At 43.7% G+C, this 12,855-nt stretch carries 7 protein-coding genes; 2 read left to right on the top strand and 5 right to left on the bottom strand.

The window, feature by feature from the left end:
* The first annotated feature begins 39 nt into the window (after nucleotides 1–39).
* Both ACNKW2_RS03005 and ACNKW2_RS03000 read left to right on the top strand, forming a co-directional pair.
* Nucleotides 40–1,155 carry an efflux RND transporter periplasmic adaptor subunit gene (locus ACNKW2_RS03005; RefSeq protein ID WP_419147230.1) on the top strand — a complete coding sequence of 372 codons (1,116 nt, stop codon included), beginning with the start codon at nucleotides 40–42 and terminating at the stop codon, nucleotides 1,153–1,155.
* On the top strand, nucleotides 1,152–4,232 hold the full coding sequence (locus ACNKW2_RS03000) for an efflux RND transporter permease subunit (RefSeq protein WP_419147229.1): 3,081 nt from the start codon (nucleotides 1,152–1,154) through the stop codon (nucleotides 4,230–4,232). Before ACNKW2_RS03005 ends, ACNKW2_RS03000 begins: the two co-directional genes overlap by 4 nt.
* A gap of 769 nt (nucleotides 4,233–5,001) precedes the next feature.
* Here ACNKW2_RS03000 and ACNKW2_RS02995 read toward each other — a convergent pair.
* From ACNKW2_RS02995 to ACNKW2_RS02975, 5 genes are all read right to left on the bottom strand, one after another.
* On the bottom strand, nucleotides 5,002–6,090 hold the full coding sequence (locus ACNKW2_RS02995; protein ID WP_419147228.1) for an alkene reductase: 1,089 nt from the start codon (nucleotides 6,088–6,090) through the stop codon (nucleotides 5,002–5,004).
* Nucleotides 6,091–6,109: 19 nt separating this feature from the next.
* Nucleotides 6,110–7,018, bottom strand: coding sequence for an EamA family transporter (locus ACNKW2_RS02990; protein ID WP_419147227.1), 909 nt, complete (start codon nucleotides 7,016–7,018; stop codon nucleotides 6,110–6,112).
* The gene (gene upp / locus ACNKW2_RS02985) at nucleotides 7,015–7,713 is read right to left on the bottom strand and encodes a uracil phosphoribosyltransferase (protein ID WP_419147226.1); all 699 of its coding nucleotides are present in this window, start codon (nucleotides 7,711–7,713) and stop codon (nucleotides 7,015–7,017) included. Before upp ends, ACNKW2_RS02990 begins: the two co-directional genes overlap by 4 nt.
* Before the next feature lie 52 nt (nucleotides 7,714–7,765).
* Nucleotides 7,766–8,443 carry a phosphoribosylanthranilate isomerase gene (locus ACNKW2_RS02980; RefSeq protein ID WP_419147225.1) on the bottom strand — a complete coding sequence of 226 codons (678 nt, stop codon included), beginning with the start codon at nucleotides 8,441–8,443 and terminating at the stop codon, nucleotides 7,766–7,768.
* A 522-nt stretch (nucleotides 8,444–8,965) separates the two neighbouring features.
* Nucleotides 8,966–12,667 carry a YobI family P-loop NTPase gene (locus ACNKW2_RS02975; RefSeq protein WP_419147224.1) on the bottom strand — a complete coding sequence of 1,234 codons (3,702 nt, stop codon included), beginning with the start codon at nucleotides 12,665–12,667 and terminating at the stop codon, nucleotides 8,966–8,968.
* Nucleotides 12,668–12,855: the final 188 nt, after the last annotated feature.

Genomic DNA, 12,855 nt, shown 5'->3' with positions numbered 1-12,855 from the left:
GAAGCGCCACTGCATCGTCACAAGATGAAGGAGCAGAACATGAAATTATTACCTTGGATTGTAACGGTGGTGATAGTCACCACATTGGCTGCTGGGAGTTATGCCCTAAAAGGCAGCATCATTGCAGCGCGGGCACAGTCGTCATCGGAGCAAGCGGCTACCGTTGAGGCGATGCGGGTTAAGACCGAGGCCCATCAACCTTATATTGAAATCAGTGGTGTGCTCAAAGCACCGCAGACGCTTACTTTAGTCAATGAAGTACCCGGAAAGATCACTAAAGTGCATTTTGCTTCAGGTGACTTGGTTGAAGCGGGTTCTGTGCTAGTAGAGATCAATCATACCGAGGAGCTAGCCCAGCTTAAATCGGCAAAAGCACGGGTTAAGCAACAGCACAATACTGTGGCTAGGTTTAAGCGATTAAATAAGCTTGGCAAGCTTAGTGAGCAGCAACTTGAAGAGGCCGTCACCTTGCTATCTCAGTATCGAGCCGATGTTGACTTATTGCAGGCAAAAATTAACAAAAAAGTGATCACAGCCCCATTTACGGCCTATGTCGGGATCCATGATTTGCAGGTGGGGCAGTATTTGGCTGCGAATACCGAGCTGACACAAATGGTCGGATTACAACAACACATGTGGGTGGACTTTTCGGTGCCGCAAACCTATGAAGAGCTTGCTATTAACACCCCGATCCGAGTGTCTTTGATAGGCAATGACAATAGCGAACAGTTAGCCTACATAAACTCAGTAGAACCTGAAGTTTCTGCTAATACTCGCCAGCTAAAGTACCGCGCACGGATTGCACGAAATGAGGAGCTGTATGCCAATCAGTTGGTCAAAGTCCGTTTGCCAATAGGCGATGTGCAGCAGGTAATATCGGTGCCTGCAATGGCGATTATAAAAGATCAATTGGGTAACTATGTCTACCTGTTGCAAGAAGATGAACAAGGCGTTTTACGGGCGCAACGTCAACAGGTGGAGCTTGGTGAACGCATCGCAGACCGAGTGATGATCGTCAAGGGTTTGCAGGGTAACCCCATGATTGCCAGCTCCGGTGCGTTTAAATTAAGAAATGGCTTGAAAACCTTTATTGCGCAACCGCAACAAGAGTCGGTGGCCATGGAAGAAACTCAGCAGCGCGGGGTGTCATTATGAACAGCCAGCACCACCTTATGGATAAATTTGTGACTAAGCCCGTATTAGCGATCGTGTTATCTGCCATTATCTGTATTGCAGGGCTATGGTCAGCATGGCAAATAACCGTGCTACAGTTTCCTAAAATTGCGAGTTCTTCACTGGTTGTCTCCACCAACTATGTTGGGGCATCGGCTAGTACGGTTAAAGGCTTTATCACCGATCCTATTGAGCGTATTAGCGCCACGGTACCTGGGGTTGATTACGTTGAGTCGGCAACCACGTCAGGTAGCAGCAAAGTCACGGCTTACTTAAAACTCAATGAAGACAGTGCTAAGGCATTAGCGGAACTCAACGCTCGGCTAGGGCAAGTCAGTTATATGTTACCCCAGGCGGCGGAAGATCCCGTGGTGTCTGTTGAGCGTACCGACAGACCGCATGCCTTATTTTATTTGAATATTGAAAATGATGGTGTGGCGTTAAATCAACTGACTGACTACTTATCACGTCAGGTTACACCAGTGATAAATGGTATTGAGGGTGTTCAGCGTGTGGCGATTGAAGGAAGTCGAACGCCGGCACTGCGCGTCGATCTGAACTCAGCAAAGCTGGATGCCTTTGACTTGAGCGCTGATGAGGTCTATCGCGCGCTGGCAAACAACAATACCATTGCAACGTTAGGCTTTACTGAAACGTCAAAGCAACGGATCGATTTGGTCACCAATACGCAACTAAAAGATTTAAGTGAGTTTAAGCGTTTAGTGATTCGACAAGCTGACAACGAAACCATCTATTTACGCGATGTTGCCAGTGTTCGCCTGGGCTCTGAACAACCTACAGTGAGTGCCCGTTTAGATCAGCAAGATACGGTTTATATTTCGGTATGGCCACTGCCGGGGGCCAATGAGATCGCGATAGGAGATGCCCTGTATGACCTCACTGCAGAAATAAACCAAACCATGCCTGAGGGGCTGAGTATTAACTATGCCTATGATGGCACGCTTTATATGCGTGATGCCTTAAATGAAATTTTTATCACCTTAATCGAGACCATTGTGCTGGTGGGGGCGGTGGTGTTATTTATGATGGGATCGTTTAGAAGTGCTGCGGTCCCCTTGATCACTATCCCCATCTCAATTTTAGGTGCTGTGGCAGCCATGCACTTAGTGGGGTTCTCTTTGAACTTATTGACGGTGTTGGCGATTGTGTTATCGGTAGGCTTGGTGGTAGACGATGCCATTGTGGTGGTGGAAAATGTGTCTCGCTACATCCGTGAAGGAAAATCAAAGCTGCAAGCTGCATTAGAAAGTTCTCGGCATCTATTTGTGCCTATTATTTCTATGACCTTAACCTTGGCCATGGTGTACACTCCAATAGGCTTCCTTTCTGGACTAACGGGAGTGTTATTTAAAGAGTTTGCTTTTACACTCGCCATCGCTGTATGCATTTCTGGTTTCGTTGCGGTCACCTTATCTCCCATCATGAGTGCTTACGTCACCCCTGAAGGCGGTAAAGAGACCAAGTTGACTAAGCAAGTGAATAGTGGTTTTGATTGGATCCGTGAGCGCTATAAAGGTGTGCTGAGCAAAACAATGCTCTGGCGCGATCAAACCTTGTTGGCGGCGTTGCTGTTAAGTTTATTGGTTGTACCATTTTTTATGGGCTCTAAAAAAGAGTTAGCTCCGGTAGAGGATCAAAGCCAAATCTTTGTTTTGGTACAGTCGCCACCAGAATCATCACTTAACTACAACGAAGACAATATGCGTGCTGTGGTTGACAACCTGCTGGAGATCCCAGGGTCGACGCAAATGTGGCAAAACATTTTTACTAACAGTGCCTTTGGTGGGGTTGAGTTTACCAGTGCTTCGCAACGTGACTATACCACCATGTCGTTGATCCCAGAGGTGTATGGACGATTAGCACAAATTCCAGGTATTAATCCTTTGCCAATCTTACCTCCGCCGTTACCCACTGCTGGACAGTTCGATGTCGAGATGGTGGTGAAGTCGGCCGACAGCTACCAAGAGATGAAGCCTTATGCAGATAAACTCATAGGCAAAGCTTTTGCCAGTGGTCAGTTCTTATACGCAGATACGGATCTGAAAATCGATTTGCCGCAGATAGAAATCATGCTCAAGCGTGAGACGATAGCCGATCTGGGGATGGATCTTGCTCATGTTAGCCGTCAACTGGGCATTCTGTTGTCGAACAATTACGTCAATCGTTTTGATGCGCGTGGGAAAGCCTATCAAGTGATCCCCGTGGTGGATGGGTATGTCAAAGCCGATCCATCGAAACTTCTCAGTTTACAGATTAAAGCCCAAAACGGTGCCATGGTGCCCTTATCTGCCATTGCCGAGATAAATTGGACTACGGTGCCACGGCAATTGAGTAGTTTTGGACAACAAAATGCGTTTCGTATTTTTGGTGGTATAGCCCCTGGGGCGACCAAAGAGTCTGCGTTAGCCGCGTTGGAGCGTGCCGCTCAAGAGGTGCTACCGCCCGCTTACATGATTGACTACGCGGGAGAGTCAAGGGAGATCCGCAAACAAGGCAACAGCTTACTTGGGGTGATGGCGCTTTCGATGCTGATTGTCTATTTGTTGCTGAGTGTGCAATTTAACAGCTTTCGCGACCCGCTGGTTGTCTTAATTGGCAGTGTGCCACTGGCGATGATGGGAGCGCTGGCGTTATCCTATTTTGAGTTCACCACCATGAATATTTACTCACAAGTTGGCCTTATTACACTAATTGGTCTCATTGCTAAAAATGGCATCTTAATCGTGGAATTTGCCAATCATCTCCAGTTGCAGGGGATGAGCCGTACGGAGGCGGCTATTTCTGCTGCCGCGACTCGTTTGCGTCCAGTGTTGATGACCACTGCAGCAACGGTTCTTGGTCACTTTCCTTTAATGCTGGTGAGTGGCGCAGGAGCGGAGGCGCGAAACAGTATTGGTATTATTCTCGTCGCTGGGATGATGGTGGGTACATTGTTTACCTTATTTGTGCTGCCAGCCTTTTACGCCAAGCTAGCGACAAAACGCGCTAAGATTGTGAGCTCAAAAGACAATCGTGTTTTACTCCCGGAGTTAGCATAACTCGTTAAACATGTTAGTAATCTGTCTCCTTGACCAAAGAGCCTCATAGGCTCTTTTTTCGTTTCATAGCGGTCACTGCCTCAGCGCAATTCAGCAGTATATTAGCTGCTAAAACTTACCTGATCATACCTCGCACATAGCCTACAAATCACAGAACGGTTATTTCTGTTCGGTAGAGGTGACAGCAAGCCTATACAGCAAGTCAGGTCGCGCTCAATCAGCCTGTGTCTACTAAGCAAAAACACACGTGCTAGGCTCAAGCTTTCTTCATTAAGTAACAGTTGCAGTTAATAGAGTAATGGTTAGGGGAAGTGTTTGTAGCCGTATCGATAAAACACGCAAAGGGGATTAAGTGAGTCGCACGTTAATAGCAAGCGTTAGGTGCTTGCTTCGGTGTAGCCAGCAAGTGGACTGCTTGCAAACACACCAGAGTTATAATAACAGTGGGGCTTCGCGCTTGATTTATCGCCATGGTTGCGCACCAACATAATGGCCCGGCGCAGTAAAAAGGGTTAAGGAGTTGAAAATCGCTTCAAGAAGATTGCTATTTTAACCTATAGCGACCGCGGTTAGGCTATGGCAGCGTTGCTTATACTGAGCTGCAGGTAAGGTATGGAGTTCAAATTAGTGCGCTAACTTGAGCTGGTTTGGTTTCAGGAGCACTAAGGGAGAGAGGAGCTGGTGGTTGTTAATGAGCCAATAACGCCATGGTGGTTTTGGCACATTAAAAAAGGGTGACTAAGCACCCTTTTTTAATCGTAGCGCTTTGTTAAGCGGACATTTTGGCTTGTGCCAGGGTGGGGTAGTCGATATAACCTTTAGCTCCACCACCATAAAAAGTACTTTCATCCACTGGGTTAAAGCTTGCGCCGATGTGGGCGCGCTCAACTAAGTCTGGGTTGGCCACAAACAAAGCACCAAAGCCGATACCATCGCCTAAATCTTGCTGCAGTACATCCGTGGCAATGTCAGGGGTAACAGGGCCATCTTCCCAGCTATTGTGCGGATTTATAATCAGTGCGCCTGACCATAATGAACGGATCAACGCGCTGGTGCTGCGAGTGGCCGCTTCCATGATATGTAAGTAGGCCAAATCAGTAGGGAGCGCCTTGATTAATTCAGGGTACAACTCAAGAGTATCGGTTTCGGCAATATCATTGAATTGGTTGTGCGGCGAAATACGAACACCCACTTTGTCTGCACCAATGGCCTGGGCAACGGCGTTGACCACTTCAACGGTGAAGCGAATGCGGTTAGCGATACTACCGCCATATTCATCGTCACGTTGGTTGGTGTTGTTGGCTAAAAATTGATGCAACAAGAAGCCGTTTCCTGCGTGGATCTCAATACCATCAAACCCTGCCGCAATAGCAAGTTGCGCGGAGCGCACAAAGTCGGCGATGGTGTCTTGTATCTCATCATAAGTGAGTGCTCTTGGCGGCGCAAAATCTTGCAGGCCATCAGGAGTGTACGTTTGTCCTTGAGCTGTAATAGCTGATGGTGCAACCGATTGATGCGCACTTGGGTATAGGCTTGGGTGACCAATACGGCCGCAATGCATAATCTGCGCAACAATCTTGCCACCTTGTTGATGTACCGCATCGGTGACCGGCTGCCAGCTGTTTGCTTGTTGACGAGTGTGTAAGCCAGGCGAGTTCATGTAACCTTGCCCTACCTGTGAGGGCTGGATCCCTTCTGAAATAATTAATCCAGCCGAGGCTCGTTGACCATAATAGGTTGCCATCATCTCGGTGGCCAGACCTGACTCTGTGGCACGATTACGGCTCATGGGTGCCATGACAAAACGATTGTTTACCTTGATACTGCCATATTGAGTTGCGTCAAATAATGTTTTCATCACGATATCCTTTTGTATTTTAAACTTTTTGTGGAGTTTTAGTCGGGGCAATAACCGTTGGAGATTTTTTGAATAACTGTTGCTGTGAAATAGCAATGGCTAACACGATCACCAGTGCCCCTGCGATTTGACTGGCCGTGAGGACTTCACCGAGAATAAAGAAACCCAGCAAGGTGGCGGCCAATGGGCTGGCAAAAGAAATAAAAGAAACGGTTACCACGGGTAATTTCTCTATTGCTTTAAACCACAGCACATAGGCAAGTAAAGCGCCAACCAAGCTCAAATAGGTATAACCAATAATATTATTGCTGGTAAGGGTGGTCGGGAAGCCTTCTTGTATGAGTGCAATAGGTACTAAAGCAAGACCCCCAACCACCAGCTGCCAGCCGGTAAAGGTATACAGCGAGACTTCACTGGGTTTGCCCCACTTTTTGGTTAACACAATGCCAGTGGCCATGGATACTGCACCAGCTAAGCCAGCAACAATCCCTGCTGTAGGTAATACCATGTTTGGCTCAAGAACTAACAGCGCAATACCGATGGCACCCACTAAGCAAGCAACAAAGTGGCGAACTTGCAGTTTGTCATTTAATAGTAAAGCGCCCAGCAGCATAACGATGATAGGCTGGCAAGACATCACTAAAGCAGCCACCCCTCCGGGTAATAAATACGCGGCAACAAATAAGCAGTAGAAGAAGCCGCCGATGTTAAGCATTCCTAATACTGTGACTCTCAGCCACCATATTCCCCGCGGTAAGGTGTGACCCAGTACCGTCAATAAAATGCCAGCCGGCAGAGCTCGTAATACCGAAGCGACCAATGGCTTATCAGCAGGTAAAAGCTCGGTAGTAACAATATAAGTACTGCCCCATATGGTGGGGGCTATCATCGCAATGAGCAGCCAAAAGATAAGTTGTTTATTACTCATACCGCCCCCAAATCGGTTGTACCGAAGTAGCGATCACCAAAGTCACCAATCCCTGGGATCATAAAGGCATGTTCGTTTAAACATTGTTCTATAGAAGAGGTTTGGATCACCACATCGGGAAAGCGTTTGGTGACATTAGCGAGCCCTTCAGGGGAGCAAAGCAAGTTGACAAAGGTAATGTTCTCAGGCTTGACACCACTATTGCATAATACTTCTAGGGCACAAATTGCTGACCCTCCGGTAGCTAGCATAGGTTCAAATACTAAGACATGGTATTGCTCAATATGCTCTGGCAATTTTGCATAATACAATTTAGGTAATTTGCTTTCAGGATCACGCTGGATAAGAATTTTTCCGATTGGAATATTCAGGTCTATCCGACGCAGCTCGTTCTCCATGCTTTCTCCTGCACGGACTACCGATACCCCACAAATAGGCTTTGCAAACTGTTTGCCTTGATAAATGGCACCAACTGGAGTGGTAACCTGCTTATTGTTAAAGGTTAAGCGCTGTAAGCTTTGCTCTAACAGTAAACGGATAACTTGGTCAGCATAGAAGGTAAATTGGCGCTTTGACGCCGTCTTATCACGGATTTTGGTGTGTAAATATTTTAGTCGATCCGTTTGCTCCAACTCGAAAACGTTTCGAGTATCAAATTCCGAATTAGAAGCTAGATTCAATGGTATTGCAGACATAAGTGCTCTCCTTAGGCAGGTGCCCGCGGTGGGCACCGAATTGTAGGCTGGATTAGCGATTAATTTCAGCGAAAGCCTGTTGTGCTTCGCGGATGAATTTTTCGATCTTGTCTTTATCTTTTCTGCCGTTGGCACCCTCTAGCCCTGTGTGAGCATCAATGGCGGCAGGTTTAACCTTACGGATGGCATCGGCGACGTTTTCTGGGCTTAAGCCCCCAGCCATCATTAACGGCTTCGGTGAGCGACGCACTAGTTCAGCACTTACGTCCCAGTTATGTGTGAGCCCAGTTGCACCTTTTGCACCTGTTTTTGGATCAAATGTGTCGGTGATGAACATATCAACGTAGTCGGCCATTTCATCTACTAGCTGTAGCAGCTCCTCAGCATTGTCTTCTTTAACGACCAAACTTTTTAGAATATAAAGATCGGGGCGAAGTTGGCGTAACTTTTGTAGCTCTTCAACACTAATATCACCATGCAATTGCACGGCTTTTACACCCAGCTCTGAGCAAAAACCACTAACCTCTTCAGCATCAACCATATAACTTATCAGCACACCAGCCTGTGGCTCGCTTAAGTTTTTAATAATGCTCGTTGCATCGTTTTCAGAAATATCGTCTTTACCTGAAGGCAAGCGCAGTGGAAAGCCCAACCACTCGATACCGAGATCTAAAACGAGCTCTGCTTCTTCACGGTCAATGATGCCTGCGACTTGGATAATATTATTCATTTGCTTTTCTCCTGTTAATGAAATTAAGTTTTAGTAAAGAATCTTTATATAAAGGTATTTATTATTTATCTTTAAGTCAAGTATCTTTTTATAAAGTTAATTTTATTTCCTAGTGCCAGAGCAATGAAATAGTCAAAAATTTTTATTAAGTGACTGTTTTATATGTTTTTATATAAAAAGAAGCGCTAAGGAGTTTTTCCCCAATAAGTTCATGCCGGGGATAACTTAGAGCTGCCATTGGCAGTGATGAGTAAGTCTTGCAGCGAGGAGGAGAGGGCAAGAAAAAAGCGCGAGGCCTTTGCAAGCTCGCGCTTTTTAAATATTTATAAGTAACTATGAATCAATTGTTTAACGCATGGTATTCAAGTACTGCCACACGTTGCATCTGGAAGATTTCTGTAAAGCCTTTAGTTATAAGGGCTATGCGTGTTTTCCAGAAAAATAGCAGATTCATACAATTTTTCCCGAAAAAACAAATCGCCTATCGTATTTTCCAGATTTTATAGGGGGCGGCTTCACGTCCTATAAGCTGGATACATAACCATTTTTCTTGAAGTGATAGACTTTAATCTCATCACCTTGGACTTTCATTGATGATATCAAATTATGTTGTAAACAGACCAGCAGTAGTGCGTACACTTCTGGTGTATACTCGCAAGCTTTTTTGCTAAGTGACCACTCTGTGCCTATGGTCTCTTCAATCAAGACTTTGATTCGATTCTTATGATAACTAGCTTGGCCTATCAGGAGGTTCAGCTTATCATTAAGCTCTAAAGGCACATTTTTCAACAGTGATAATATTTGTTTTTCCTCCAGTTCAAAGGTTCTGCGAACTCCTATCTCATCAAGGTGTTTTTGAACGTTATGTCCATTGTCTTTTTTGATAAGCCCAGAAAGTGGTTTATCAATTAAAATGCTTTGGCTTAAAAGGTGAAACCAATACTCTTTAGGAGTGGAACTACCTAAATAAGATTTCCAGCCTAGCAAAACCTTATCTCTAAACTGTTCATCAAGTAACGGCAAAATATTTGAAAAGTCATCTGAATCAATTTCAAAGTCGTTTTCATCGATTAGTTCGGGGGATTGCTTAACTAATTGATATGCAGCATCAGTGTGCCCGTTGAGCTTAAAATTATTAAACAACTCAAGAGATGGTTTTATATGTCTAACATCAATCATTGAGATTATATGTTTTTGGCTAAGCTCAAGTAATTCATCGTTTGAAAAATGGATGTTCAAATGGTGGATGTAGTTTGCAAAGACTTTTGTACTAGCTACATGCTCCAGCAGTATACTCTTAAGCAAAGTTTTACATTCTTGACTGCAATTAGCATCTTCAGCCAACAGAATTTGTTGGCAATTTTTATCTTCTAAAACGGACACCACAATTTGTGTGTCTGGTTTTTCTTTAATTTTGAGTAGCTCCTCAATTACAGTCCAACTAATTAGTATCTTGTTGGCAGAAATTAAATCAGCCCAATACTCCGTAGGTACGGCCTCCAATGTTTTGAGTTGGAACTTGATGGGAGTTAGTGCATCAATAATTAGGTTCTGACCTAAGTCAGAACCTAATATTTCTAGAATAAACGAGTTGGGGACGTTCTCGATGTAGCCCTGTTTTACTAGTTCGACAAACTTGCTGAAATACTTGTTGGCAAAAGACTCGATGCTTTTAAACTGAGTTATCAGTTCAAATGAGACAGGGAACTCAGTTTTCCTTTCTAAATATACGCTTAATGCCGATGTGAGAGTGTCGGAAGTAAACTCAACGATGCCTGCTTCAACAACACTTTTAACCAATTCTCTGAGATGAGGAGCCTCATCAAGGCTGCTTATTAGTATACCTGCCTCTTTAAAAGAACTGATAATTCTCTGGTGGTGGTTTTGACGAGAAAGAGCTTCGAGTAAACATGCTTCTGACCCTAAGTAATTTTGTAGATAAGAAATTTCGTCATCATCTTCAGCATAACAGGTTAAATCAGACAGTAATTCGCAGCCTTCTAGAGATGATAGCTCAGATATACTACTTTTAATATCTAAAATTACTGAACCCCAAAGAACTTCTTCCCAGTTAGGAATTGTTTGCCGAAGCCTATAAAGGCGTATTGCACATGAAGGGTGGTCGATAAATTGGAATTGTTTTAATTTTTCCAGAAAAGTCCCATGACTATCAGACTTTAACAGGAATTGGAGTAGACCGTAGTTAAATGCCGCTGGTGAAGACGCGTCACCGTTGCTTAGAAATGACATGATCTCTGAATAGTTACTTGACTCATACATTGGATCAAACTCTTGTCGATCTCTTAGTGCTTGTAAAAATTCAAAGTCCCTACCTGTCAGTTTTCCTTCTAAAACGTGATTTAAATAAAGGCCATAGTGCTCATCTATAAGGCCATCCCGCAGCAACATTTTTAATACAGGCATGCCTTCTGGTACCCAATCTTCCAGAGGGTTACACTCCATTGCTTCCGACAAAGACCAGGTGATTGAGCGAGTTACTGATAGCTTACTTTTTAACTCATACATCTCTCTTATACGTTGCTTTGTTCTATCCTTGTCTTTTGAGCGAATGCTATGAAGCCTTTTCCTTAGCTCATCAGCCGAGAGGTGAGGGTCTTTAAAGTCTTTACTAAATGCAAATTGGCTGTTTGTTTTCGACCCTCTTATAAACCTTATTTGTGCCTGGTTGTGATTTAATTTTTTCGACAGCAAACTTACTAAGTCATCAATCCCAATTTCTTCGACTGAACTACCATAGATAGTCAATATTTTATCTACGTTGAGTTCTTTGCTCAGTCGTCCAAGCACTATCAAAAAATAATCTTGTTCATTATTTAGTAGTTCGTTAGCTGCATCTTGATCTTCTTGTAGCAAAGTGTCATAGCGATCGGATAACTCTTTAGCTCTTTGCTGTCGGATTCGTTCTTTGACCTGAACAGCATGGTCGATAGCACTAATATCGTTGGTGTATAGTTTGGCAAAATCGTTGCTATATAGGTTTTTATAAACGATGAAGGACAGTAGTCGTTCATAATTATTTCCACCGTTTTGTGCGTTAAGAATGGTTTTATATGCATAAAACTCGTTGACAATATTCCTCAGCACTCTCATGTCCGGTACCGCCACCGAAACTTTTCTAATAACTCCCTCTAATTGCTCGGCCAAACTAGAGTCTGGGAAAAGCCCTTTAAATCTTTCGTAAGCGTTAAACGGGGACATTACGGGTATAAGTGGAATGATTGCATCGAAGAACTTGGTTCGATCACACCCTTGGAAAATATCATCACGGACTGCGTAAATAAAGCGAACAGGGTTATCTATTCTTGCACTTTGATTGACTATTTTATTTAGTTCTTTCAAGCTTTCAAAAACTTGCGGAATATTAAACCTATCTAGATCTTCTATAACAACGATATCGGATTTAGTTGCGATAAAGAACCTTAATAGTTCTTCAAGGTGTAAACTAAAGGAAATACTCTCTTGGGCAATCGGCTTAAAATCAAAACTACCACCTTTTGGATTGACGCTAGTCAGCCTATTTTTAGATAAATATCGAAATACATCAGTAAGAACGCACACTGGCACCGCTAACAAGTAGCTAAATATGCCTATCTTCCATATCGGTACATTATTACTAAGCAATCCATCTTTGGTCCACTGGAGAAGGTCTCCCTTGCCTGATAGAAGGCAATATCCAGCTAGCACTCCCCAAAAAATAAGTACAATAGCTTGAATGTATGATAATAGCTCATCCCTTTTTCGGTAAACTGGAAAGCTAAATTTTGATCCAAGACTCTCCAGACCTGAATGTTGGTATAGAAGCTGTCTCGCTATGGCCTGTTCTAACTCTTTTACTTCTTTGTCACCTTCACTACTTTTGTTCTCCTCGGCGTTTGTTGGGGGAAGATAAGTTCCTAAGGAGATAAATTTGGTTTTTAGATGGGGCCTGCTTTTAAAATATGTGCCTAGCAATGTCGATTTACCACTACCGTATGGGCCTGTTATTGCTATTTCTTTTACGCTTTCAGAGCAATCAGTTATAAAGTAGTCTAGCTGCTTGAAGTAATGTTTATAGTCTTCGGGGGGAGTGGTAATTACAGGCGCTAGATGTAGCATTTCATTGTGATTATCATCAAATGAGTTTAGTAAAGTACTCAGTCGCCCTAAAACATATTGTAAAAATGAGGTGACCATTTTGACAATAAACATCTTCGCTCGATCCATGTATATATGCTCTATTTATAATTTACTCCTCAACATAGCATGTAGGTGAATATTGTGCAGCCTTATGGCGTTCAACGGAACTGTTACTGTTTATCAATTGGGAAGCAGTTTAGAATCTGGCATATGAATTAGTGGTTATGTTATTGAAAAATTACCTAGGCGAACTTAGTGGTTGATGGGCTTATAAG

This window comes from Pseudoalteromonas 'SMAR' (genome assembly GCF_048515945.1).
Taxonomy (GTDB): domain Bacteria; phylum Pseudomonadota; class Gammaproteobacteria; order Enterobacterales; family Alteromonadaceae; genus Pseudoalteromonas.
The sequence above is the reverse complement of the archived record's forward strand: the minus strand, read 5'-3'. Positions and strand labels throughout refer to the sequence as shown.

What these genes read in the sequence shown, in the direction of transcription:
- ACNKW2_RS03005 (WP_419147230.1), top strand. Translation starts at nt 40, where the DNA reads ATGAAATTATTACCTTGGATTGTAACGGTGGTGATAGTCACCACATTG.
- ACNKW2_RS03000 (WP_419147229.1), top strand. Translation starts at nt 1,152, where the DNA reads ATGAACAGCCAGCACCACCTTATGGATAAATTTGTGACTAAGCCCGTA.
- ACNKW2_RS02995 (WP_419147228.1), bottom strand. Translation starts at nt 6,090, where the DNA reads ATGAAAACATTATTTGACGCAACTCAATATGGCAGTATCAAGGTAAAC.
- ACNKW2_RS02990 (WP_419147227.1), bottom strand. Translation starts at nt 7,018, where the DNA reads ATGAGTAATAAACAACTTATCTTTTGGCTGCTCATTGCGATGATAGCC.
- upp (WP_419147226.1), bottom strand. Translation starts at nt 7,713, where the DNA reads ATGTCTGCAATACCATTGAATCTAGCTTCTAATTCGGAATTTGATACT.
- ACNKW2_RS02980 (WP_419147225.1), bottom strand. Translation starts at nt 8,443, where the DNA reads ATGAATAATATTATCCAAGTCGCAGGCATCATTGACCGTGAAGAAGCA.
- ACNKW2_RS02975 (WP_419147224.1), bottom strand. Translation starts at nt 12,667, where the DNA reads ATGGATCGAGCGAAGATGTTTATTGTCAAAATGGTCACCTCATTTTTA.